The organism is Halosaccharopolyspora lacisalsi, from assembly GCF_014137975.1.
Lineage (GTDB): Bacteria > Actinomycetota > Actinomycetes > Mycobacteriales > Pseudonocardiaceae > Halosaccharopolyspora > Halosaccharopolyspora lacisalsi.
The window spans coordinates 45146-69203 of sequence record NZ_JACGWZ010000002.1; the positions used below are offsets into that span (position 1 = coordinate 45146).

19 protein-coding genes are annotated in these 24058 nt (G+C 68.8%); 9 read left to right on the plus strand and 10 right to left on the minus strand.

Going from position 1 to position 24058, the window contains the following annotated elements:
* Positions 1-2: 2 nt before the first annotated feature.
* Positions 3-1322, minus strand: coding sequence for a histidinol dehydrogenase (hisD, locus tag FHX42_RS08020; RefSeq protein WP_182543624.1), 1320 nt, complete (start codon positions 1320-1322; stop codon positions 3-5).
* A 107-nt stretch (positions 1323-1429) separates the two neighbouring features.
* Here hisD and FHX42_RS08025 point away from each other — a divergent pair, with 107 nt between their 5' ends.
* The 3 genes from FHX42_RS08025 (at position 1430) to purU (ending at position 4290) form a co-directional block, all read left to right on the plus strand.
* A complete protein-coding gene (locus FHX42_RS08025) occupies positions 1430-2449 on the plus strand; it encodes a LacI family DNA-binding transcriptional regulator (protein ID WP_182543625.1) in 1020 nt (339 codons plus the stop codon).
* 363 nt (positions 2450-2812) lie between these two features.
* Positions 2813-3121, plus strand: coding sequence for a hypothetical protein (locus FHX42_RS26480; RefSeq protein ID WP_235987139.1), 309 nt, complete (start codon positions 2813-2815; stop codon positions 3119-3121).
* 284 nt (positions 3122-3405) lie between these two features.
* Positions 3406-4290 (plus strand): formyltetrahydrofolate deformylase, encoded by an 885-nt coding sequence (purU, locus tag FHX42_RS08035; RefSeq protein ID WP_182543626.1) that lies wholly within the window; start codon positions 3406-3408, stop codon positions 4288-4290.
* 830 nt (positions 4291-5120) lie between these two features.
* Here the strand turns inward: purU and FHX42_RS08040 are convergent.
* The 4 genes from FHX42_RS08040 to FHX42_RS08055 all read right to left on the minus strand — a co-directional run bounded on the left by FHX42_RS08040 (position 5121) and on the right by FHX42_RS08055 (position 10343).
* A complete protein-coding gene (locus FHX42_RS08040; protein WP_182543627.1) occupies positions 5121-6593 on the minus strand; it encodes a mannitol dehydrogenase family protein in 1473 nt (490 codons plus the stop codon).
* A gap of 61 nt (positions 6594-6654) precedes the next feature.
* Positions 6655-7863 carry a D-mannonate dehydratase ManD gene (gene manD, locus FHX42_RS08045; protein WP_182543628.1) on the minus strand — a complete coding sequence of 403 codons (1209 nt, stop codon included), beginning with the start codon at positions 7861-7863 and terminating at the stop codon, positions 6655-6657.
* Positions 7864-7917: 54 nt separating this feature from the next.
* Positions 7918-8943, minus strand: coding sequence for an alcohol dehydrogenase catalytic domain-containing protein (locus FHX42_RS08050; protein WP_182543629.1), 1026 nt, complete (start codon positions 8941-8943; stop codon positions 7918-7920).
* Positions 8943-10343 (minus strand): Nramp family divalent metal transporter, encoded by a 1401-nt coding sequence (locus FHX42_RS08055; RefSeq protein ID WP_182543630.1) that lies wholly within the window; start codon positions 10341-10343, stop codon positions 8943-8945. Before FHX42_RS08055 ends, FHX42_RS08050 begins: the two co-directional genes overlap by 1 nt.
* A gap of 69 nt (positions 10344-10412) precedes the next feature.
* On the opposite strand from FHX42_RS08055, the gene FHX42_RS08060 reads away from it, so the two are divergent.
* Positions 10413-11141 (plus strand): GntR family transcriptional regulator, encoded by a 729-nt coding sequence (locus FHX42_RS08060; protein WP_182543631.1) that lies wholly within the window; start codon positions 10413-10415, stop codon positions 11139-11141.
* A gap of 553 nt (positions 11142-11694) precedes the next feature.
* Here the strand turns inward: FHX42_RS08060 and FHX42_RS08065 are convergent.
* Entirely contained in the window at positions 11695-11850 is a 156-nt protein-coding gene (locus FHX42_RS08065; protein ID WP_182543632.1) for a hypothetical protein, read from the minus strand.
* 337 nt (positions 11851-12187) lie between these two features.
* On the opposite strand from FHX42_RS08065, the gene FHX42_RS08070 reads away from it, so the two are divergent.
* The 5 genes from FHX42_RS08070 to FHX42_RS08090 all read left to right on the plus strand — a co-directional run bounded on the left by FHX42_RS08070 (position 12188) and on the right by FHX42_RS08090 (position 17847).
* Positions 12188-13369, plus strand: a complete 1182-nt coding sequence (locus tag FHX42_RS08070) for a Gfo/Idh/MocA family protein (RefSeq protein ID WP_182543633.1) — start codon at positions 12188-12190, stop codon at positions 13367-13369.
* A gap of 34 nt (positions 13370-13403) precedes the next feature.
* The gene (locus FHX42_RS08075; protein ID WP_182543634.1) at positions 13404-14402 is read left to right on the plus strand and encodes a sugar phosphate isomerase/epimerase family protein; all 999 of its coding nucleotides are present in this window, start codon (positions 13404-13406) and stop codon (positions 14400-14402) included.
* A 75-nt stretch (positions 14403-14477) separates the two neighbouring features.
* Positions 14478-15335 (plus strand): sugar phosphate isomerase/epimerase family protein, encoded by an 858-nt coding sequence (locus FHX42_RS08080; RefSeq protein ID WP_182543635.1) that lies wholly within the window; start codon positions 14478-14480, stop codon positions 15333-15335.
* A gap of 61 nt (positions 15336-15396) precedes the next feature.
* A complete protein-coding gene (locus tag FHX42_RS08085; protein WP_182543636.1) occupies positions 15397-16818 on the plus strand; it encodes a sugar porter family MFS transporter in 1422 nt (473 codons plus the stop codon).
* Positions 16819-16848: 30 nt separating this feature from the next.
* A complete protein-coding gene (locus FHX42_RS08090; protein ID WP_182543637.1) occupies positions 16849-17847 on the plus strand; it encodes a Gfo/Idh/MocA family protein in 999 nt (332 codons plus the stop codon).
* Positions 17848-18411: 564 nt separating this feature from the next.
* On the opposite strand, the gene FHX42_RS08095 is transcribed toward FHX42_RS08090, so the two are convergent.
* The 4 genes from FHX42_RS08095 to iolB form a co-directional block, all read right to left on the minus strand.
* The gene (locus FHX42_RS08095; protein WP_182543638.1) at positions 18412-19641 is read right to left on the minus strand and encodes a cysteine desulfurase-like protein; all 1230 of its coding nucleotides are present in this window, start codon (positions 19639-19641) and stop codon (positions 18412-18414) included.
* A gap of 73 nt (positions 19642-19714) precedes the next feature.
* Entirely contained in the window at positions 19715-21211 is a 1497-nt protein-coding gene (locus tag FHX42_RS08100; RefSeq protein ID WP_328796051.1) for a CoA-acylating methylmalonate-semialdehyde dehydrogenase, read from the minus strand.
* A 57-nt stretch (positions 21212-21268) separates the two neighbouring features.
* Entirely contained in the window at positions 21269-23131 is a 1863-nt protein-coding gene (gene iolD, locus FHX42_RS08105) for a 3D-(3,5/4)-trihydroxycyclohexane-1,2-dione acylhydrolase (decyclizing) (protein ID WP_182543640.1), read from the minus strand.
* Positions 23128-24024, minus strand: a complete 897-nt coding sequence (iolB, locus tag FHX42_RS08110) for a 5-deoxy-glucuronate isomerase (RefSeq protein WP_182543641.1) — start codon at positions 24022-24024, stop codon at positions 23128-23130. The genes iolD and iolB overlap by 4 nt, the downstream gene beginning before the upstream one ends.
* Positions 24025-24058: the final 34 nt, after the last annotated feature.

A 24058-nucleotide genomic window follows, 5' to 3' on the forward strand; every position in this document is an offset into this window, starting at 1 on the left:
AGTCAGGACTGCTGGTCGGTTTTGGCGGGCGCCCACGGCAGGGCGGCGTCGGCGTATTTCGAGGCGCGGAGGTCTCCCGACCGTGCGTGGCCCTCGAACTGCTCGACCCGGGCTGCGCGCCCGCACACCTCGCCGAGCCGGGCGCTGGATCCCTGGTCGGTGACCTCCTGGTAGGTCACGGTTTTGAGGTACTTGCCGACCCAGAGCCCGCCGGTGTAGTTCGCGGCGCCGCGGGTGGGCAGTACGTGGTTGGTGCCGATCACCTTGTCGCCGTAGGAGACGCAGGTGCCCTCGCCCAGGAACAGGGCGCCGTAATTGCGCATCCGCTCCAGGGCCTGCCGCGGCTCGGCGGTCAGGATCTGCACGTGCTCACTGGCGTAGCGGTCGGCGAGCTCGTAAGCGGTGTCGAGGTCGTCGACGACGTGTATCTCGCCGTGATCGCGCCAGGCGGGCTCGGCGTTGTCGCTGGTCGGCATGTCCGGCAGGAGCCGGTCGATGTGTTCCATGACCTCGCGGCCGAGGGCCTCCGAGGTGGTGATCAGCACGGCGGGGGAGTCGGGGCCGTGCTCGGCCTGGCTGAGCAGATCCACCGCCGTGACGAACGGGTCGGCGGTCTCGTCGGCGACGACGAGGATCTCGGTGGGGCCGGCGAACAGGTCGATGCCGACCTCGCCGTAGAGCAGACGCTTGGCCTCGGCGACGAAGGCGTTGCCGGGACCGGCGAGCATGTCGACCGGTGCCATGTCCTCGGTGCCCAGTGCCATGCTCACCACCGCCTGCACGCCGCCGAGCAGGTGGATCTCGTCAGCACCTGCCAGGTGCATCGCGGCCACGGTGGCGTCCGGGACCTCGCCGCGGATCGGCGGGGTGCAGGCCACCACGCGCGGCACACCGGCGGCCTTCGCGGTCACGATCGTCATGTGCGCCGAGGCCAGCAGCGGGTACCGGCCGCCGGGGACGTAGGCACCGATCGCGCCGACGGGGATGTGCTTCTGCCCCAGGTGCACGCCGGGCAACGTCTCCACCTCGAACTCCTTCATAGAGTCGAGCTGGTGCTCGGCGAACGTGCGCACCTGGTCCTGCACGAAGCGGATGTCGTCGAGGATCTGCCGGGGGACTCGGGCGACGATCTCCTCGATCTGCTCGGCCGACAGGCGGAACGACTCCGGCTCCCACCGATCGAACCGCGCGGAGTGCTCGCGTACCGCCGCGTCGCCGCAGGTCCGGACGTCCTCGATGATCGCGCGGACCTTCTCGCCGACGTCGGGGTGTGAGGCGGTGGGTGCGCCTGCGGCCGCGGGGGTCTTCAAGGACTGTGCCACGGGATGCTTCCCCTCGTTGTGTGTACGTATTCATGGAACGGTAGGCGGCTAGTATGTGTACGTAAACCTGAAGGAATCCCTCCCTCGATTCAGCAGCTGGAGGAACGGTGGTCACGAGTCGGCAGGTCGCGCAGCTCGCGGGGGTGTCCCAGGCGACCGTCTCCCGTGTTCTCCAGGGCAGTCTCCGGGTTTCCGGCGACACGAGGCAGCGTGTCGAGGCCGCGATGGCGCAGGCCGGCTACCGTCCTCACGCGGCCGCGCGCGCTATGCGCACCCGTCGTTCGGGCACGGTCGGCGTCGTCGTCGCCGACATCACGAACCCCTTCTACCCGCAACTGCTCGAGGCGGTCAGCCACGCGCTCGACGCCGCGGGCCAGCGGATGATCCTGTGGAACGCGGGTGGGCCGAGCGAGACGAGCGCGCTCGAGGCGATCGGCGAGGGCTCGGTCGATGGACTGGTGTTCACCACGATCACCGAGGGTTCGGACCCCCTGGAAGAGGCGCTGCAGCAGGACCAGCCCGTCGTGCTGCTGCATCGCGGCCTGGAATCGGCGCGCTGTGATCAGGTCACCAACGACAACGTGGCCGGCGGACGGCTCGTGGCCGAGTACCTGGCGGGCCACGGTCACGAGCGCATCGCCTACTTGCAGGGGCCGGAGCTGCCCAGTACCTCCCGGCACCGCGAGCGGGGGTTTCGCGAACGTCTGGCGGAACTCGGCGTTGCCCTCGCCCCCGAGCTCACCGTGCGGGCGCACTTCTCGCACGACAGCGCGCGCCGGGCGATGCGCGGATTGCTCGATCGGCAGGACCCACCCACCGCCGTCTTCTGCGCCAACGACCTGACGGCTTTCGGAGCCGTGGACGGAGCGCTGTCGCTGGGGTCGCACGTCCCGGAGGACGTGTGGGTCCTCGGTTACGACGACATCGAGATGGCTTCCTGGGACTCCTTCGACCTGACGACCGTGCGGCAGCCGATCGCGGAGATGGCCCGTACGGCGGTGGAGCTGCTGCTCGAACGCATCGATGATCGATCGCTGTCACCGCGTCGGCGGAAGTTCCCGAGCGAACTGGTCGTCCGGGGTTCCACCGCCCGCGCCCCTGTGCCGGTGCGGGCGGTGGACCGCTGACGGCGGCTCCCCGCCGCAGCCGGCCGATCGCGTCGTGTCCGGCGACGTGGTGCCGACATCGAGGTGTTCCTGTGGTGTTCTCCGCACGAACGCGGTGACCGGGTGTCCACAGGCGGGTCTTTGGAATCCCGGTCATTTGTCGCGGTCGGTTCGGACTCGATGCCGGACGAAACGCGATCTCCGTTCGGCTCTGCTGGTGTCGTCCGCACGAAGACCGAGGAGACGCCATGAGCATCCAGCGTGAGGCTGCCCGGAGCCGGCACCGACACTCCGCTCTCGTCGATCTGGTGCGCAACCATCGGTTACGAGGTGATGCCGTTCAACAGCACTTAGCAGGACGTGCTCGCCGAGGTGCCGACCACGGTGCCGCTGACCGTCACGGCCACCGAGTCGAAGGGGATCGAGGCGACCCTGGAGCTGACCGAGCACCTGCTGCGGCACGGATGCGGTGCGGCGCCGCACCTGCCGGCGCGGCAGTTCGTCGATGCCGACCATGTCGGTGGTGTGGCGCCCCGTCTTCGTGAGGCAGGGGCACGCGACGATCCAGCGGGACTCGATCGAGCTGGCGCTGAAGCAGAAGGCTCCGACGGCCACGCGCGTCATCACCCAGATCTGCTTCGACGCCGCAACGACAAGTTCGTGGGCGACGGGTGTCACCACCTCTGGTATTGAGCTCCCGGTCCACGTGGGTACGCCGGGGCCGGTGAGCCGTCGTAAGCTGATGCGGATCTCGGCCGGCATCGGTTTGGGCCAGTCGGCACGGTTCCTGCAAAAGCAACAGAGCCTGCTGTGGCGTTTCCTCCTGCCGGGCGGCTACAACCCGACGAAACTGGCCAAACGGCTCGGCACCGCGGGCAACGTTCACGGGCTGCGCATTTTCACCTTCAACGAGATACGCAGGACCGAGGCCTGGCGCCGAGAGCTGTTGGCCTCGGTCTCCGAAGGGGCGATCGGTCATGACGGAGCAGAACCACGAGCAGAACTACGGACGCCTCATCGTGTGGGGAGCGGACCGCCCCGGGATCGTGGCGAACGTGTCGGCTGTGCTCGCCGAGCACGGGGCCAACGTCATCTCGCTCGATCAGTCCTCGAGCGGCCCGGAGGGCGGTCGCTTCTTCCAGCGCACCGTCTTCCATCTCCCGGAGCTGTCGGCCGAGATCGGCGCGCTGAGCAGGAGTTTGGAAGCGAATCTGGGGGAGGAGCTGGGACTGGAGTTCCAGCTCGTCGAGGCGAGACGGCGGAAACGCGTCGCCGTCTTCGTGTCCAGAGCGGATCACTGCCTGCTCGACCTGCTGTGGCGGCAGCGGCGCGGAGAACTGCCCGTGACCGTGTCGATGGTGGTGTCCAACCACCCCGATCTCGGTGACGACGTGCGGCAGTTCGACATCCCCTTTTACCACGTGCCGGTGGACAAGGATGACAAAGCGACCGCCGAGCGGGAGCAGCTGAACCTGCTCAAGGACAACGTGGACCTGCTCGTGCTGGCGCGCTACATGCAGATCGTCTCCGGCGACTTCCTCGACGAGCTGGGCGTTCCGGTCATCAACATCCATCACTCGTTCCTGCCCGCGTTCGTGGGGGCATCCCCCTACCAGCAGGCGAAGGAGCGCGGCGTGAAGCTGGTCGGCGCGACGGCGCACTACGTGACGGAGGACCTCGACGAGGGCCCCATCATCGAGCAGGACGTGATCCGCGTGTCGCATCGGGAATCGGTGCGGGACCTGCAGCGCAAGGGTGCGGACGTGGAACGGTTGGTGCTGTCCCGCGCGGTGTCCTGGCACTGCGAAGACCGCGTCATCCGCGACGGCAACACGACGGTCGTTTTCCAGGGGGGACAGTGACCGCGCAGGCGGGAGCCGCGGTGATCGAGTACCTTGCGATCGGCAGTAACCACGGACGACCGCCCCGACAGCAGCACGTCCTCATCCTTCGCCGATACCGCGACGGTCCACTGTGGCTTGCGGCGACCGACTGATACGGGTCGGCCGGCTACGGGCGGGTTACTGAGCACGTCGGTGCCATCGGGGCACGTGGGTGGGCATGTGGGGTCGGACAGGGTTTTGGCGAGGTAGCGCTGGCCCCGGGGAAGTACTTGGGCGCAGTTCGCGGGCGCGGTGCCGGGGGAGGAACCCGATGGCTCGTTCGAGTTCCTCGCGGGTCATCGGACCGATGAATTCGGTGTCGTCGTTGTTCGGTGCACCCGGCTCCGAGCGGGGGCTCGAGGCCACTTTTTTGATCCGCTGCTGCAGCGCGAGCGCCACCGTATGCGAGGTGGTCTTGGGATTGCCCGGACGGTTCAGGGCGTGGCAGGTGCCGAGGGAGATTCCGTGGATGGCCGCTGTCGGCGTGGGCGCTGGTGGCCGGGTGCGCTGGGTGACCGGTTCGGGCACAAGCGCATCGTGCTGCCGGGAGCGGCCTTGACCGAGACCCTGCTGGCCGCGATCGTGCACGCGGTCCTGTGTCCGGTACCAGCGGATACCTGGCCCTGCTGCCCGCCGCCGACCGTGCCGGTACCGCGCCAGCGGCGTCGACAACGCCGCACGCCGAGCAGCCGGCGCCGCGGGCATCGTGCTCTGCGGCGTCGTTGTCGGCAGTCCCACCCACCCCGAACACGAGGGCTGAGCAGCCCACCGAGCGCGGCGCTCGCACTCGGTGGGCTGCTCGGCGATTCCTACCGCACCGCGGTGCGCACCGTGGCGCGTACGCCCGCTCGGTCGAGTTCGGCGTACCAGCCCTCGACGCGACCGGTGAACCGGCTGTCCTCGAGGAGTGCGTCCGGGATCCCTGCGGCGGCCAGGGCGGGGCGCAGCGAGGCGACGTCGGTGCGTCCCTCGGTGGCTTGCAGCATCGTCGGGGCCGCGGGGTCGTTGACCTCCAGGGCGAGTCCGTCGTCGGTGCGTTGGACCAGGACCTGCCGGAGCCAGGCGGCGACGACGAGCGTCGCCATCTCCGGTGCGTTCGACTGCCCCAGCGAGTCGGTAACGGTTCCCAGCAGGCGTGGACCGATCTTGCGCGAGCCGTCGGAAGCGACCTGGCTGGTGGTGTGCCGCAGTGCGGGATTGGCGAACCTGTGCAGCGTGGTCTCGACGTAGTCGTGGTGGTCGATGCCCTCGGCGGGGGGCAACGTCGGCCGCACCTCGGATTCGGCCAGCCGTCGGGCAGCACCGGCGAGATCGTCGATTTCCACTGCTTCGGCGATGGTGTCGATGCCGGCCAGCCCGCCGAGGTAGGCCAGTAGCGAGTGGCAGGCGTTGAGGGTGCGCAGCTTGGTCAGTTCGTACGGCCGCACGTCCGGGACGAGCCGTGCCCCGGCCCGCTCCCACGCCGGACGCGGTCCGCGGAAGTCGTCCTGGACGAACCACTGGCTGAACGGTTCGGCCAGCACTGTGGCCTCGTCCCGCAGACCGAGCGTGGAGGTGACCTCGGTGCGGTTGGCTTCGGTGGTTGCGGGCACGATTCGGTCCACCATGGTGCAGGGAAAGGTGACTTGCTCCTCGATCCACTCGACCAGCGCCTCACCGTCGGGCAACAGGCCGCAGTAGTCGGTGACCGCCTGTCGCAGCAGCGCACCGTTGTCGGCGAGGTTGTCGCAACTGATCACGGCCAGTGGTCCGGCATCGGTGCCACGGCGGCGGCGCAGGCCGGCGGCGATCCGGCCGACGACCGTGCCGGGTGGTCTGCCCGCGGCGTCGGCCCGAATTTCGGAGTCGCCTGTGTCGAGCCGCTGGGTGGCCGGGTGCAACCGGTAGGCCTTCTCCGTCACCGTCAGGGTCACCACCCGTACAGCGGGGTCGGCGATCCGGTTCAGTACCTCCTCGGCTTCCGACGGGCCGTCGAGGATCTCGCGCACCGAGGGAACCACCCGTACGCGGGTGTCCGTTCCATCGCGCAGCGCCAGCGCGTAGAGCCCGTCCTGGGGCTGCAACTGGTCGCGGACCCGGGGGCTTCGCTGGGTGACCGCGCTGATCGCCCAGCGGGTATCGCCCGTAGCGGTCATGGCATCGGCGGTGTGGACGGCCTGGTGCGCCCGGTGGAAGCCACCGATGCCCAGGTGCACGACGCCGGTGGTCAACTGGCTGGGGTCCAGGTCGGGGCGCGAGGATTTCGGGACCTCGCCGAGGGTGTTCAGACTGAGCCTGCGCACGGGAGCACTCCTTGTCCGCTGTGGTCTCGGCCAGCTACTTCCGGCTCTCGGTCCACTGTGGTCACCAATCGTGCATGGAGCCGTCGTGCAGTCGCGCGACCGGCAGGTAGGCGGGTTGGTAGGGGTGCTCGGCGGCGGCCTCCTCGTCGATGTCGACACCGAGTCCGGGGGCGTCGCCGGGGTGGAGGTGACCGTTGTCGAACCAGTGGCTCCGGGGGAACACCGCGTCGGTGGCCGGGGTGTGCGGCATGTACTCCTGGATGCCGAAGTTGGGCACGGCGGTGTCGACGTGGACGGCCGCGGCCAGGCAGACCGGGGAGAGGTCGGTGGCGCCGTGGGCACCGGAGCGCACCCCGTACAGCTCGGCCAGCGCCAGGATCCGGCGCAGGTGGGTGATCCCGCCGGCGTGGACCACCGAGGTGCGGACGTAGTCGATGAGCCGCTCGGTGATCAGACGCTGGCAGTCGATGATCGAGTTGAACACCTCGCCGGTGGCGATCGGTGTGGTGGTGTGCTGTCGGATCAGCCGGAACGCGGTCTGGTCCTCCGCCGGAGTCGGGTCCTCCAGGTACAGCAGCCGGTAGGGCTCCAGCGCCTTGCCCAGCCCGGCCGCCTCGATCGGGCTCAGCCGGTGGTGCACGTCGTGCAGCAGGTCGAAGTCGTTGCCGTGCACCCGGCGGATCTCGGCGAACAGCTCGGGAGCGTGGTCGAGGTAGTTGCGGGTCGACCACCGGGTCTCCTCGGGCAGCCCCGCCGATGCCGGCTCGTAGCGGTCGCCGTCGGAACCGATGCCGTAGGTCCCGGACACGCCGGGCACCGCCGTCTGGGCCCGCACCGCCCGGTAGCCGGCGTCGAGATAACGACCGACCTCGGCGACGGTCTCGGCGACCGTGGAGCCCTGCGCGTGCCCGTACACCAGCACCCGGTCCCTGCTGCGCCCACCGAGCAGCTGATACACCGGCAACCCGGCGACCTTGCCCTTGATGTCCCACAGCGCGGTGTCGACCGCGGCGATCGCGGTCATGGTGACCGGGCCGCGCCGCCAGTAGGCACCCCGGTACAGGTACTGCCAGGTGTCCTCGATGGCAGCGGGATCGCGCCCGATCAGCAGCGGGCGCACGTGGTCGGTGAGGTAGCTGGCCACCGCGAGCTCGCGCCCGTTGAGGGTGGCGTCACCGACCCCGTACACCCCCTCGTCGGTGACGATCTTGAGTGTGACGAAGTTGCGGTCCGGCGAAGTGACGATCACTCGCGCGTCGACGATCTTCATGACTTCCCTCCGGGATATGTGTGTCGAACGGGACAGCGGTCCGGTGTACGCCGCTCATGCGGTGTCCGTGGCAGTGAGGTCGACGACGGTCTTGAGGCCCTGCCCGCTCGCGGCACGAACGAAGGCGTCCCGCGCTCGGCGCAGCGGAAAGCGGTCCGTGACCAGCGAGCTCACCTCGAGCGCCCCGCGCGTCACGAGGTCCACCGCCACCGGGAAACTCGCCGCGTACCGGAAGGTGCCCACGAGGTCGACCTCGTGGCGTTGCACCAGGCTCAGGGCCGTCGCACTGTCCTCGGCCGGCATCGTGCCGACCAGGACCACCCGGCCGCCGGGGGTCGTCGCGGCCAGCGCGCCGGCGAGTCCCCCGGGAGATCCCGAGCACTCCAGACTGCGGTCCACGCGCAGCCCGTCGAGCTCCTCGGCGAGCAGGACGCGGTCGATGCTCAGGTCACGCGCGGCCCGCAGGCGTCCGGGGTCCACATCGCTGATCGCGACCTCACGCGCACCCCACGCCCGCGCTACTTGTGCGACCAGCAGGCCGACCGGACCCGCACCCGTGACCAGCACCGACTGACCGGGTGCGAAGCGGGCGCGCCGCAGCGCGTGCACCGCCACGGCCAGCGGCTCCAGGACCGGGACAGCGGCCGGGTCCAAGCCGGCCGGTGTCGGGTGCAGGTGGGTGATCGGAACCGTGACGTAACCGGTCAGCCCCCCGTCGACGGGCGGCGACCCCAGGCAGGTGCCGTGCGGGCACAGGTTGTACCGGCCCGCGACGCAGGCCGGACAGGTCCGGCACGGCACGGCGGGCTCGACGACCACCCGGTGCCCCACGAGTTCGTCCGGTGTTCCAGGACCGGTCTCGTCGACCGTTCCGCCGATCTCGTGCCCGAGCACAGCCGGTTCCCCGAGCGCGTTGGTGCCGTTGCGCCCGTCCAGGTAGTAGTGCAGATCCGAGCCGCACAGACCGACCGCCTCGACCGCCACCCGCGCCTCCCCCGCTCCGGGGGAAGGGACGTCGCGTTCCTGCAGACGCAGATCCTCCGCACCGTGCAACACGGCCGCGTGCGTTCGTTCCGTCATCAAAGCGCCCCTCCGAGTGCGCTGATCGCGGTGTAGATACCGAGCGCGACGATGAGCAGGCTGCTGACGGCCAAGGCCGCCGTGAACCACGTTCCCCCGCGCAGTTCCTCGTCCACTTCTGTCCGGCGCAGGTACCACGTGGCGACCGTGACCGCGATGAGGAACAGCCCACCGATGAACCCACCGGTCTGGACCATGAACACCGGTGCGGCGAAGAACAGGTACGCGCCGCCCCAGGCGGTCGGGAACAGCACGGTGAACACCCGCATCCACTTCTGCCGCTGTGCGGTGTTCCGCCAGTCGAAGACCCCGCACAGCGACACCGCGTTCGTGGCGACCCGGGCCCATCCGGGCAACGCGGCCCACAACGTGGATCCGAGCACCGCCACCGCTCCCACCAGGAAGACACCGCTCGCCCACTCGCCGAGGGTGTCGGTGTAGATGCGCGACAACGTGGTGATCATGGTGTTGCCCTCGGGGACCAGACCCGCCGGATGCAACACCGACGCTCCCATGACGAAGAACGCCATCGTCCCCACGGTGTAGACCACCCACGAGACCATCGCGTCCTTGTACATCACCCGGATCCAGCCCCGGGCGCGATGCTTCCACTCCGCGCTGCCGTCGTTCGGCCCCACCCAGCGGGCGTAGCCCTTCTCGATGCACCAGTAGGTGTAGTAGGTGATCTCGTCGGAGGTCACGCCGGTCAGTCCGAACATCGCGACGGCCGCCCCGACCGCCCCGGCGGGCAGGGACAGCCGCATCCCGGTGGCCAGATCGTCGAGCCCGTAACCGACCCCGGTGAACGGCAGCCCGAAGGCGATGGCGCAGGTGATCAGCACGAACAGCACGGTCAGTCCCACGGCGCCGCGTTCGATCAGCGAGTACTTGTTGGAGTACAGCGAAACGATGGCGCCGACGACCACCACGGTGGTCCAGATCGCCAGGGAGGGGAGCTCCAGCGGCCCGGAGCCCACCGGGAACAGGATGCTCAGCGCCGCGGCCAGACCGCCAACGACGCCACCGACCTGGAGGACCTTGATCAGGGCCATCAGCATCCACATCACGCTGACCCAGCCCAGCCGGCCCAACCGCGGGGGAACCTTGTCGTAGCCCTCCAGCGCGGGTTGGCCGGTGACGATGGCCCAACGACCGAGTTCGACCTGGACCGCGACCTTGAGCAGGGTGCTGACGATGACCAACCAAAGCAGCACGAAGCCGGCCTCGGCGCCCAGGGCGGTGGTGGCGATCAGTTCTCCGGAGCCGACGATCGACGCGCTCAGGATCAGTCCCGGGCCCAGGAAACGCAGCGAGCCGCGCCAGCCCGTGGGCGGATCCTTGGTATCGGCCTCCCGCAGGACGTAGGGGTCCTGCGGGGCGGCCTCCGTGTCGGTACTCAACACGACCTCCCGGTGAGTACTAGTATATTAGTGTGACACTGCAGCACATCAGCCCATAGGATTCAAGACATGAACGCTGGACGGAGAAGTCGCGGCACCACCACCAGGGACGTGGTCGTCGCGGATCTGCGGCGCCGCATCCTGGACCTGACCCTGCCTCCTGGTGGCGCGCTCGCGGAGAACGAGCTGGCCAAGGAGCTCGCGGTCAGCCGCACGCCCGTGCGGGAAGCGCTGATCCTGCTGGTCAACGAAGGCCTCGTGGAGATCTACCCGCAGATGGGAACCTTCGTCTCGCGGATCGACCCGGCCGCCGTCGCCGACTCCCAGTTCGTTCGGGAAGCGCTCGAGCTCGCCTCGCTCCACGAGCTGGTGCCCGTCATCGAACCGACGCAGATCACCACCCTGCGCGGCATCCTAGCGCAGCAGCGCCTCGCCGTGGACTCGGCCGACGTCGACCAGTTCTTCGATCTCGACGAACGGTTCCACCGCACCATGATGGAGCTGGCCGGCCACGGCTCGGCGTGGAGCGTGGTCGGCTCGGCCAAGGCGCACCTCGACCGCGCTCGGCGTGCCTGCCTGCCCGTGGCCGACACGCTCGAACGGATGGTGCAGCAGCACACCGACATCGTCGACCAGCTCGCCGCCGGTGACCTCGACGATACCGACCGCTCCCTGCGCTCCCACCTACGCGAGGTGTTCCGCGACATCGACGCCGTCAAGTCGCTCGCACCTCACTACTTCACCAACGGCGACCAGCGGCTCCCTCGCCGCACCGAACGTCCCGAAGCCTCACGCTGAACGGCGTGAAAGGAAAGTGGGGTCGACCGGACCGGCATTCTCACTCGGCTGTCCCGGTGTGGCCGACTTCGTCACCACCCGAATACCGATACCGGCTATGCCGCCGAAAAATCCGCGTCGAGCGAAGTGATCGCAGCGTTTTGATCGTCCCCGCTTGGTGGCGAGTGGAGGGGGATGGCCATTGCGACGCTGCACGCTAGCGCTCCGGATCACGCTGTGAGGGTGTGGTGGTGCTGTGTGCGCCGTTTGCGTGGTTGGCGCTGCAGTGCGGACACGAAAAGCCCGCTGGTCTGTGATCCCCGCATCAGGTCAGCGGGTTTTCCGCTGGTCGGGACGGCGGGATTCGAGTCCTCTGAGCCCAGGCCAGTTCTTGCGGAGTTCTGAACCGTGAGAACGAAGAATCCGCAGGACGTGCCGCGTCGGTTCGCGAGCGTTGAGCGCAGTCAACGCCGTTCGGCGCGCACCTGCCGCTCCGGCTCCGGCGGCGGGACTGAGCAGGACGATCGATCCTCGCGGTCCGGGCGTGTTGGCCAGTCCGCAGCCGCGGCCGCTGTTAAGCGGTCTTCATCGCCTCGACGTATGCCTCGTGTCGGGTGGAGCTCATAACCGTGGTTCCGCGGTCGGTGTAGGTGATCTCGTGGTGCCCGAGGCCGGCAAGATGGTCGACGGCGTCGACAGTGGCCTGGTGGTCGTCGGAGCGTGACGGCACTCGAGGTGCATGCGGCATGCACTGCGTCGACGACCCGGTCCGGCCGGTTTTCTCGCCCACGTACTCCCCGCCCTTCATGCTCCTGTGCTCGACAGCCTCAACTCCCGTCCAGCTGAAGCACAACCTGACCTTATGTATTGACATAAAGACACAAGCTGCATAGTGTCTGCCATCACACGTCGTCGGAACCTTCCGGCGAGAGCCCGGAAGTTCCTGCGTCAGGCAGGTCAGCTCGCGTGTGCTGAGCCCCTGACCGGGCAGCACGGAAAGCACTCGAAGTCGCCCTGCGCTTTCCGACGACTCACGTTGAGCCACCGAGCAGAAGGGCACGGAAGCTATGTCGAAGCAGCCACTGTCCGTCGCGGTCATCGGCGCCGGGATGGCGGGGCGCAGCCATGCCGCGGGCTATCGCCAGGTCAACACCGTCTTCGGCGATGGGCTTCCGCCTGTCCGCCTGGCAGCCGTCGCCGATGCCAACACCGAACTGGCCGAGGACGCCGCACGTCGGTACGGCTACGAGAGGGCAGTGGCAGGCTGGGAGGAGATCGTCGACGATCCGACGATCGATGCGGTGAGCATCGTCGTCGGCAACACCCTGCACCGGTCGATTGCCGAGGCACTGATCCGAGCCGGCAAGCACGTGCTGTGTGAAAAGCCGCTGGCGGGATCCATGGAGGATGCCGAGGCGATGGTCGCTGCCGAGAACGCCGCTGATGTGGTGACAGCGGTCGGCTACACCTATCGCCGGTCACCGGCGATCACGGCGATCCGGGACCACGTGCGCGACAACGAGCTCGGCGAGATGACGCTGTTCAGCGGTCGCTACTGGGCCGATTACGCCTGCGATCCGCAGGGCCCGCTGAGTTGGCGTTTCAGGGGAGGCCCCGGCAGCGGCGCGCTCGGCGACCTAGGTGCCCACGCCATCGACGTGGCCGAGTACGTCTGCGGGCCGATCGTGTCCGTCTCGGGCGGGGCGTTGTCGACGCAGATCCCGAAGCGGCCGCTGCCGCTGGGAGCTGTCGTCGGGCACAGCTCCGCGCCTGTCAGCGACGAGATGGGAGAGGTGGAGAACGAGGACACGGCCGTGTTCTCCGCGCGGTTCCGTTCCGGGTTCACCGGCTCGTTCTCGGTGTCACGAACCGCATCCGGCATGCCCAACGGGCTGGCCTTCGACGCCTGTGGGGTCGGCGGTCGGGCCGCCTTCGACTGGCACCGGCCGGCTGAGTACGTCTTCGACGACCCCCAGCCGGAGTCGCGCACCCGCGGTGCCCGGCAAATCATCGCGGGCCCGCAACTGCCGTACTTCGCAGGTGGGTATCCCATGGAAGCGCCCGGGGTCGGAGGCGGCAACGCCGAGATGTTCGTCTACCAGTGCCGCGCGTTCCTCGACCAGGTCACCGGCGCTCCCGCTCCGTTGCCGGCCTGCGCGTCCTTCGCCGATGCCCTGCGCACCATGCAGGTTGTCCAGGCCGTCGTCGAGTCCTCGAAGAACGACGGTGCGGCTGTCGACATTTCCTGACTTTCGCTCACTCGCACCGAAAAGGAGTTCGATCATGTCGCTCAAACTCGGCGCCTACACCGCATGCCTGCACGACCACCCGCTTGAGGACGTCCTCGACATCCTCAAGACCAATGGGCTGACGTCGGTGGAAGTCAACACCGGCGGTTTCCTCCCCGCCCCGCACTGCCCGGTGGACGAACTGCTGTCCTCGGCCGAGGCCCGCGAGGAGTACCTGGAGACCTTCGCCTCCCGCGGGATGGAGCTCACCGGGTTGAACTGCAACGGAAACCCGCTCAACCCGCTGCCGGGAACCGGACCCAAGCACGCCGACGACCTGCGCCGCACCATCGAACTGGCCGGCCTGCTCGGAATTCGCAACGTCGTGACCATGTCGGGCACCCCCGGGTCGGACCCCGGCGCGAAGTACCCCTCGTGGGTCGTCAACCCGTGGGATGGCGTCTACATGGACGTCCTCGACTACCAATGGGGTGTCGCCACCGGATTCTGGACCGACATCGACGCTCTCGCCCGCGAGCACGACGTCCGCGTGGCGATCGAGATGCACCCGCACAACCTGGTGTTCTCCCCCGTCACGCTGACGAAACTCGTGGAGCTGACCGGCTCGACCAACCTCGGCGCCGAGATGGACCCATCACACCTGATGTGGCAGGGCATGGACGTCGCCGCCTGCATCCGCCACCTCGGCCCGCTGGTGTTCCACGCCGCTGCCAAAGACGCAACGCTCTGTCCCGGAGTCGACATCCGCGGCGTGCTCGACACCTCCTTCGAGCGAGTGCCCGCCGACACGCCGGGCAAGGTTCCGACCGGCATCGGCTACTGGTGCAACTCCTGGCCGCCCGATCCGGCCTGGAAGTTCGTCGCCGTCGGTACCGGCCACGACACCACCTACTGGACCGAGTTCCTCACCGCACTCGCCGAGACCGACCCCGACATGGCCGTCAACATCGAGCACGAAGACGCCGCCCGTTCCCAGCTCGACGGCCTTGCTCTGGCCGCGGAGAACCTCCACGCAGCCGCGGCGAATCTCTGAGACGCGGGGTCCGCACCCTCTGCTCTGTCCCGTACCGAAACCTGAGACACCGCACCCGCCGAAAGAGGAACCGCCGTGCGAATCGCTCTCGACCCCCACATGTTCCGCAACGACGTGTCGGTGCTGGAATTGCCCCGGCTGGCCGCCGAGCTCGGCTACGAATGGATCGAATTCTCCCCGCGTGACGACGCGCTGCCGTTTTTCCACCACCCGCGCATGGACGACGCCACGGTGCGAGAGCTCCGCCGGGAACTGGACGCCACAGGGGTCGGAATCTCCTCGGTACTACCACTGTACCGGTGGTCCGGCCCCGACGAGGACGAGCGGCAGGCCGCCGTGCGCTACTGGAAGCGCGCCATCCGGATCACTCGCGATCTCGGTGTCGACACGATGGTCTCGGAGTTCAACGGCCGCCCCGACCAGGTCAGCCGCAGCGAGGGGCAGTTCTGGCGCTCGATGGAGGAGCTGCTGCCGATCTTCGAGTCCGAGGGCATCCAGCTGGCCCTGGAACCGCACCCGGACGACTTCGTCGAGGACGGCTACGCCGCGGTGGACCTGGTGCGCGGGATCAACTCGCCGAACGTGTCCTTTCTGTACTGCGCGCCGCACACCTTCCACATGGGCAACGACGCACGCGGCATCATGTCCTACGCCGGTGACCTGCTCACCCACGTGCACGTGGCCGACACCTTCGATCACACCGCCTCGTCGGGCAAGCGCTACATCGTCAACCCACCGGACTCGACCGCGCGCGTGCACCAGCACCTCGACATCGGTCAGGGCGAGGTCGACTGGGACGAGTTCTTCGACTCCCTGAAGCAGAACGACTTCGACGGAACCATGACCATGTGCGTGTTCGCCTGGGAGGAGCGCGCCCGCGAATCGTCGGTCTTCATGAGGAACAAGGCCGCCGAGTACATGAGGAACCGATGAGTACGACGAACATCATCCCGACGGCGTTCCGCACTCGCGACCACGACGGAGACCTGTACTGATGAGCACCCGAACACCCCGAAGAAACTCGTTGCCCGCTGAGCACTCCGGTCCGCACTCCAGGCGCCTGGGGATGGTCGCGTTCGTGGCCACCTTCGGTGGGCTGCTGTTCGGCTACGACACCGGAGTCATCAACGGCGCGCTTGCCCCGATGAAGGTCGACCTGGGACTCACGCCCGTCACCGAGGGCTTCGTCGTGAGCATCCTCATCTTCGGCGCCGCGCTCGGTGCCGCCGTCGGGGGGAAGTTCGCCGATCGGTACGGCCGACGGCACAACATCCTCGTGCTCGCCGGCGTCTTCGTCATCAGCACCCTCGGTTGCGCCCTGACGCCGACGTGGCAGGTGCTCGCGGTGTTCCGCTTCGTCCTCGGGCTGGCCGTGGGTGGCGCGTCCGCCACGGTCCCCGTCTACCTCGCCGAAGTGGCACCCGCGGAACGTCGTGGCAGCCTCGTGACCCGCAACGAGATCATGATCGTGTCGGGCCAGTTCGCCGCCTTCGTCATCAACGCGGTCATCTTCAACGTCTGGGGCGAGCACTCGTCGGTGTGGCGCTACATGCTCGTGATCGCGACGCTCCCGGCGATCGCCCTGCTCGTCGGAATGTTGCGGATGCCGGAGAGCCCGCGCTGGCTGTCCTCCCGCGGACGCGACGCCGCCGCGCTCGCGGTGCTCAAGCAAGTGCGTTCCCCGGAACGGGCGGAGGCAGAGATGGCCGAAGTCCGCGCGCTGGCGGAGGAGGAACGACGGTCGAAAACCGGAGGCTGGTCCGCCCTCGCCGTGCCCTGGATCCGGCGACTGGTCGTCATCGGAGCCGTCCTCGGCATCTTCCAGCAGTTCACCGGCATCAACTCGATCATGTACTACGGCACCCAGATGCTGCAGACAGCCGGATTCTCCAGCAGTGGTGCGATCATCGCCAACACCGCCAACGGCCTGTTCAGCGTCCTCGGGATCACCGTCGGCATCATGCTGATCAACAAGATCAACCGGCGCACCATGCTCATCTCCGGATTCGCGCTGATCACCCTGTTCCACATCCTGGTCGGGGCCTCGGCCATGTTCCTGCCCGACATCGCGGCCAAGCCCTACATCATCCTGTTCTTCGTCGTGGCTTTCGTGTTCTCCATGCAGGGAACGCTCGGGCCGCTGGTCTGGTTGCTGCTGTCGGAGATGTTCCCGCTGAGGGTCCGCAGCTTCGCCGTGGGACTGTGCGTGCTCATGCTGTGGTTGGGCAACGCCGGCGTCACCTTCGGCTTCCCCCCGACGGTCGACGCACTGGGCCTGGCTCCGACGTTCTTCATCTTCGCCGCCATCGGTGTTCTGGGGATTCTCTTCACCGCCGGCATGGTCCCCGAGACCCGCGGCAGGACCCTCGAGGAATTCGAGTCCGACATGCAGGCGCGGTATTCGAAGGCGACGTAGCCACCAGCACGGCACGAAAGGACGACGAGAATGAAGCTCGGACTCATCGGCTCGGGGCGCATCGGGGACATGCACGCGAGGGCGCTGGGCGAACTCGACCAGGTCGATTCCCTGGTGATCGCCGACGCCGACCCGGCACGGGCAGAGGGACTCGCGGAACGGGTCGGCGCCGACGCCGACACCGTGGACGAGCTGTACTCCTCGGGAGTGGACGGAGTGCTGATCGCCGCGGCCACCAGCGCCCACGCTCGGCTCGTCCACCAGGCTCTCGACAACCGGACACCGGTGTTCTGCGAGAAACCGGTGGCGCTCGACGTCGCCGGTACCCGCGAGGTCGTCTCCCACGCCGAGAGCTGCGGGGTGCCGGTGCAGATCGGCTTCCAGCGCCGTTTCGACGCGGGATATCTCGCCGCCAGGGAAGCCGTCCGCGACGGTCGTCTGGGATGGCTGCACACCCTGCGGGCGGTCACCGCCGACGAGACACCTCCGCCGGCCGACTACATCCCGACCTCGGGAGGCCTGTTCCGCGACTGCGGTATCCACGACTTCGACATCATGCGCTGGCTCACCGGCAGGGAGGTGGTGTCGGTCCACGCCACGGGAGCCAACCGGGGTGCCGCGTTCTTCACCGAGGGCGGTGACGTCGACACCGCCGCCGCGGTGCTGACGTTCGAGGACGGGATGTTGGCCACGGTGACCGCGACCCGCTACAACGGCGCGGGTCACGATGTGCGGCTGGAGGTCTGCGGTTCCGATGGCGCGATGTTCGTCGGCAATGACGAACGGGCACCGCTGCCGTCGGCGGAGCAGGACATCGGCTGGCCCTCCGGAACTCCCTATCGCACGTTCGTGGAACGCTTCGGGCCCGCCTATTCCCGGGAGCTGAGCTCCTTCGTCGAGGTGGTGGCGGGCAGGGCCGGGAGCCCGTGCAGTGCGGTCGAAGCGCTGGAGGCGCTCTACGTCGCCGAAGCCTGCCAGCTTTCCCACGACGAGGAACGGGTCGTGCGTCTCGACGAAGTTCGGGCCTGACGATGGTGAGGGGCGGCACCACGTTTCCATCACGCCGGTCGCGGCGGACCATCCGCGTTCGGCGGCGGTCGGGGTGGCCGTCAGCGGGGACGGGGCCGGTGCCCGGTGGTGATGGCCATGAGTGGTTCGTCCCTGCCCGGACCAAAACACGACGCTGCACCGACAGTCGACTCCGGCACGTCACCGGAGCGGATCGCGGTCGGCACGCAGGACCCGTGTACGAGGCGCCGCCGATGCCGGAGCGCGCCGAGCGGACGTGCCGAACGAGAGGAGAGGGCTCATGCCCACCGATGTCGTACACGACGGAACCACGCACATCTGCAAAGCGTCGTGGTGGGACGGACAGGATCGCTCGCTGTGCGGCGAAACGTTTCCCCGGGAAACTTCCGGGAAAAGTTTTCCGGGGCGGCGTGACCTGCCCGGAATGCAGGGACGTGGGGAAGGCCGGGAAAAAGCTCTGAGGACCGCTACCGATGACCGGCGGTGACGAGATCGTCGCGGTGGGCCTCCGCGAACCACGCGTGGTCACCTCGTGGCGTGCTGCCGTGGACGTGGCGATTCCGCTCACTCGCGCACCTCGTGCGAACTGGTGTGGTGCAGGAAGTCCGCCAGCCCTCCCAGGAGTCGGTCGACGTCTTCGGTGGTGTTGTACGGGGCCAGGCCGATGCGCAGCCCGCCGCCGTCTCCCAGGCCGAGCCGGCGGGAGGGTTCCAGGGCGTAGAAGGAGCCGGACGGCGCGTCGATCCCGCGGTCGGCCAAGTACCGGTAGGCCTCGCGCGTGCTGCGACCGTCGAGGGTCAGCAGCAGCGTCGGGGTGCGCTCGGCCGCGCGCGAGTGCAGCGTGACCGCGTCGAACTCGGTCAGCCCCTGCTCGATGCGGAGCCGCAGGGCGTCCTCGTGGGCTTCCAGCGCCGTGAACGCGGAGGCCAGCCGTTGCCGACGTGTGCCGTCACCGTGCGGGCTCAGCTCGGCCAGGAAATCCACGGCGGCGTGGGTTCCCGCGAGGAGTTCGTAGGGCAGGGTGCCGTACTCGAAGCGCTCGGGAACCGCGTCCGTCGAGGGCAGCAGCTTGTCCGGTTCCAGGGCATCCAGCAGTTCGGGACGGCCGGCGAGGACGCCCAAGTGGGGTCCGAGGAACTTGTACGGCGAGCAGGTGAAGAAGTCCGCGCCCAGTCGTTCGAGGTCGACGAGGGAGTGGGCGGTGTAGTGCACGCCGTCGACGTGGAGCAGGGCCCCGGCCCCGTGCGTGAGCCGGGCGATCTCCGGGATGTCCGGGCGGGTGCCGATGAGGTTGGAGGCGGCGGTGACCGCGACGAGGCGGGTGCGGTCGGACAGCACGGCTCGGACGTCGGCGGGGGTCAGTTCGCCGGTGGTGGGATCGAAGTCGGCCCATCGGACCGTGGCGCCGACCTCGGCCGCGGCTTGGACCCAGGGGCGGATGTTGGAGTCGTGGTCCAGGCGCGTCACGACGACCTCGTCGCCCGGTGACCACGTCTTGGCCAGGGTGCGGGAGAAGTCGTAGGTCAGTTGTGTGGCGCTGCGCCCGACGACGATGCCGGTCGGGCCGGTTCCCAGCAGATCCGCCAGGGCCTCCCTGGCCCCGGAGACGATGGTCTCGGCGTTGCGCTCACCGGGAGTGCCGGATCCCCGGTTGGACAACGGGTTGGCCAGCGCGTCGGTGATGGCCTCGATGACGGGTCGGGGGGTCTGCGTGCCGCCCGGACCGTCGAAGGGGGCGGTCCCCGCTTTCAGAGCGGGAAACTGAGCGCGGACGCCGGTGATGTCGTAGGACACGGGAAGCTCCTCGGCGGTCGGGTCACGGGGTCGGACCGTGGGCGGTGGTGGTGGCCACCGCCCGCGGGGCCGGTCAGCTGTTGCTGGGGAAGCCGAGGTCCACGCCGCCGTCGCTGGGGTCGGGCCAGCGGGTGGTGACGGCCTTGCCGCGGGTGTAGAAGTGCACTCCGTCGGTGCCGTAGATGTCGTGGTCGCCGAACAGGGAGTCCTTCCAGCCACCGAAGGCGTGGTAGCCCACCGGGACGGGGATGGGCACGTTGACGCCGACCATGCCGGCCTCGATCTCGAGCTTGAACCGCCGCGCCGCCCCGCCGTCTCGGGTGAAGATGGCCGTGCCGTTGCCCCACGGGGAGGCGTTCATCAGGGCGACGCCTTCCTCGTACGACTGGGCGCGCACCACGCACAGCACGGGCCCGAAGATCTCGTCGCGGTAGGCGGCCATGTCCGCGGTGACCTTGTCCAGCAGGCTCACGCCGACGAAGTGGCCGTTCTCGTGGCCGGGCACGACGTGGTCGGTGCCGTCGACGACGACCTCGGCGCCCTGCTCGCGGGCGTGGGGCACGTAGGAGGCGACGTGGTCGCGGTGTTCGGCGGTGATCAGCGGGCCCATCTCGGTGTCCGGGTCGGTTCCGGGACCGATCTTGAGAGCGCGGGCGCGCTCGGCGAGCTTGCCGACGAGCTCGTCCCCGACGGGCTCGACGGCCACGACCACCGACACGGCCATGCAGCGTTCGCCCGCGGAGCCGTAAGCGGCCGAGACGGCGGCGTCGGCGGCCTGGTCCAGGTTGGCGTCGGGCAGCACCAGCATGTGGTTCTTCGCCCCGCCCAGGGCCTGCACACGCTTGCCGTTGGCCGTCGCGGTCCGGTGGACGTGCTTGGCGATGGGCGTGGAGCCGACGAAGCTCACCGCCGCCACGTCGGGGTGTTCCAGCAACCGGTCCACGGCGGGCTTGTCGCCGTGCACGAGGTTGAGCACCCCGTCGGGCACGCCGGCCTCGGTGGCGAGTTCCACCAGCTTGGCGGTGGCCGAGGGATCCTTCTCGCTGGGTTTGAGCACGAAGGTGTTGCCGCACGCGATCGCGAGCGGGAACATCCACAACGGCACCATGGCGGGGAAGTTGAACGGGGTGATCCCGGCGACCACGCCCAGCGGTTGGCGCAGCGACTCGACGTCGACGCCGGTGGAGACCTGGGTGGAGGTGTCGCCCTTGAGGAGTTGGGGGATGCCGCAGGCCAGTTCGACGATCTCCAGCCCGCGGGCGACCTCGCCGAGGGCGTCGGAGTGGACCTTGCCGTGTTCGGCGGTGATCAGCTCGGCGATCTCGTCGCGGTGGGCGTTGATCGTCTCGCGGTAGGCGAACAGCACCTGCGTGCGCTTCGCCAGCGACGTGGTCGACCAGGTGTCGAAGGCCTTGGCCGCGGTGGCGACCGCGGTGTCCACCTCGGATGCGTCGGCCAGGACCACCTGGGTGGTGACCTCGCCGGTCGCCGGATTCGTCACGGACGCGGATCGCCCCGACGTTCCCTCGGTCGTCTTGCCATCGATGAAGTGCTGAACAGTGTGCACGATCGGAGTCCTCATCGGTCGGTCTGGATGGGTGGAGTTTCGGTCGGGTTGTCGGGACCCTCAGAGGTGTCGGCGTTGCGCGTTCTTGTTGTCGTCGTAGGTCTTGCGGGCGGACTGGGTGGTCGCGCGTTCCGAGACCTCGGCGACGGGTACGTCCCACCAGGCTTCGGGTGGGAGCTGGGTCTTGCTCGGGTCGGTGGCGACGTACACGGCGGTCGGACGTGTCGAGTCGCGGGAGGCGCGCAACGCGTCGCGGAGCTGCTCCACGGTCTCGACACGAAGGACCTCCATCCCGAGGCTGGCCGCGTTGGCCGCGAGATCGACCGGCAGGGGTGAGCCGGTGAACGCCCCGTCGTCGTCACGGTATCGGTAGGCGGTGCCGAATCGTTCGCCGCCGACCTTCTCCGAGAGCCCGCCGATGGAGGCGTAGCCGTGGTTGTCGACGAGGACGAGGTTGATCTTGATGCCCTCCTGCACGGCGGTGACCAGCTCCGTGTTGAGCATGAGGTAGGTGCCGTCGCCGACGAGCGCGAACACCTCGCGGTCCGGGTCGGCCAACCTGGCACCGATCGCGGCGGGGATCTCGTAGCCCATGCAGGAGTAGCCGTACTCGACGTGGTACTGCTTGCGCTCCCGGCAGCGCCACAGCTTGTTGAGGTCCTCCGGCATCGACCCGGCCGCGTTGACCACCACGTCGGTGTCGGCGACGACGTCGTCGAGCGCCCCGAGCACCTCTGCCTGACCGGGTCGTCCGCCGCCGTCACCGCGGGTCACCCGGTCCACGACCCGAGCCCACCGCTCGGCCCCGTTCCTGTACTCGCGCACGTACTCCTCGTCCACCCGGTGGTCGTCGAGCACGGTGCCGAGGGCTTCGAGGGTGGTGCGGGCGTCGCCGATCACCGGTGTGGCCGCTTGCTTGTGCGCGTCCGTACTCGTGATGTTGACGTTGACGAAACCGACCTCGGGGTGGGCGAAGACGGTCCGCGAAGCGGTGGTGAAGTCGGAGTAGCGAGTGCCGACGCCGATGACTAGGTCGGCGCGGCGGGCGATGTCGTCGGACGCGGACGTGCCGGTGTGCCCGATCGAGCCGAGCTCGCACTCGTGGTCGTAGCGCAGCGAGCCCCGACCGGCCTGGGTTTCGGAGACCGGGATGCCGGTGGACTCGGCGAAGGACCGCAACGTGCTCTCGGCGCCGCTGTGGTGCACACCGCCTCCGGCTACGATCAGCGGACGCCGGGCGGAGCGGATACGCGCGGCGGCTGCTTCGACCGAGCGCGGGTCGGGGCCGGGCCGGTGCACGCGCCAGATCCGCTCGGCGAAGAACTCCTCGGGCCAGTCGAAGGCCTCGACCTGCACGTCCTGCGGCAACGCCAGCGTGACGGCACCGGTCTCGACGGGGTCCGTGAGCACCCGCACCGCCTCCAGCGCCGAGGGCATCAGCGCCTCCGGCCGCCATATGCGGTCGAAGTAGCGCGACACCGGTCGAAGGGAGTCGTTGACCGACACGTCGCGGTCCCGCGGGTTCTCCAGCTGCTGTAGCACCGGATCAGCGGGCCGGGTGGCGAAGACGTCACCGGGCAGCAGCAGGACGGGGTAGTGGTTGATCGTGGCCAGGGCGGCACCGGTGACCAGATTGGTCGCGCCGGGACCGATCGAGGTCGTACAGGCGTAGGTCGACAGTCGGTCGCTCTGGCGCGCGTAGCCGACCGCGGCGTGCACCATGGCCTGCTCGTTGCGCCCCTGCAGGTAGGGCATGTCCTGGTCGGTCTCCAGCAGGGCCTGTCCCACTCCGGCGACGTTGCCGTGTCCGAAGATGCCCCAGCAACCGCCGATGAGGCGTCGGGTCCGCCCGTCGCGCTCGGTGTACTGGTTGGACAGGAAACGCACCAGTGCCTGCGCGACCGTCAATCGCCGTGTGGTCATCGGGAGGCCTCCGCAGGAGTCGGTGCCGTATACAGCGGCAACCGCGAATCGACCGGCTGCTCGGTCCAGCTTTCACGGACCCAGGCGTGGGCCGGGTCGTCGCAGATCCGCCACGCGCGCTCCGTGGACGGCCCCGCCATCACGTTGAGGTAGTACATGTCGTAGCCCGGCACGGCCATCGACGGACCGTGCCACCCGTCGGGCACGAGCACCACATCACCGCTGCGCACTTCGGCCAGCACGTCGGTGTCGCTGCCGGGTCCGGAGGGGTAGACGCGGTGGTACCCGACCCCTTCGGTGTCGCGGGGTCCGGCGACCTCGAAGTAGTAGATCTCTTCGAGCCGGGACTCGCCTTCACGCTCGGTGTCGTGCTTGTGCGGGGGGAAGGAGGACCAGTTGCCGGACGGTGTCAACACCTCGACCGCGATGAGCTTGTCGGCTTCGAAGACGTGCGCCGCCCCGAAGTTGTTCACCTGGCGGCTGCACTGCCCGGCGCCGCGCAGGTCCACCGGCACTCCCGAAGCCGGGCCGTAGCGCGCGGTCAACCGGTTGTCGCACCGTGCCCCCGTCAGGGCGAATCGGCCCCCGCCCGCGGAGTCGATGCGCACCTCGGCGTCGCGGGGTACGTAGGCGAAGTCGGTGACGCCGTCGAAGACGCTCCTGCGGCCGGCCAGTTCGAAGGTCCGATCGTCGCACCGGACCGTGCACGCCCCGGACAGGGGCACGATCATCCATTCGCCGTCGCCGGTGGCGAACTCGTGGTGCTGCCCGGCGGCCAGTTCGGCCACGCGCAGCGAGGAGTACCCCCAGCCCGCCGACTCCGGGTCGACGTAGGTCGCGTACCCGTGCCCGGCCGTGGAACCGGCCGGCCGGTGGAGACGTTGGTCGTGCATCCCAGCTCCCTGTGTTCGTGGTGACCGTCGTCAG

Bases quoted from the DNA above. Each gene is read 5' to 3' on its own strand.
- purU (WP_182543626.1), top strand. From the start codon at position 3,406: ATGACGGAGCAGAACCACGAGCAGAACTACGGACGCCTCATCGTGTGG.
- manD (WP_182543628.1), bottom strand. From the start codon at position 7,863: ATGAAGATCGTCGACGCGCGAGTGATCGTCACTTCGCCGGACCGCAAC.
- FHX42_RS08050 (WP_182543629.1), bottom strand. From the start codon at position 8,943: ATGACGGAACGAACGCACGCGGCCGTGTTGCACGGTGCGGAGGATCTG.
- FHX42_RS08060 (WP_182543631.1), top strand. From the start codon at position 10,413: ATGAACGCTGGACGGAGAAGTCGCGGCACCACCACCAGGGACGTGGTC.
- FHX42_RS08070 (WP_182543633.1), top strand. From the start codon at position 12,188: ATGTCGAAGCAGCCACTGTCCGTCGCGGTCATCGGCGCCGGGATGGCG.
- FHX42_RS08075 (WP_182543634.1), top strand. From the start codon at position 13,404: ATGTCGCTCAAACTCGGCGCCTACACCGCATGCCTGCACGACCACCCG.
- FHX42_RS08085 (WP_182543636.1), top strand. From the start codon at position 15,397: ATGAGCACCCGAACACCCCGAAGAAACTCGTTGCCCGCTGAGCACTCC.
- FHX42_RS08090 (WP_182543637.1), top strand. From the start codon at position 16,849: ATGAAGCTCGGACTCATCGGCTCGGGGCGCATCGGGGACATGCACGCG.
- iolD (WP_182543640.1), bottom strand. From the start codon at position 23,131: ATGACCACACGGCGATTGACGGTCGCGCAGGCACTGGTGCGTTTCCTG.
- iolB (WP_182543641.1), bottom strand. From the start codon at position 24,024: ATGCACGACCAACGTCTCCACCGGCCGGCCGGTTCCACGGCCGGGCAC.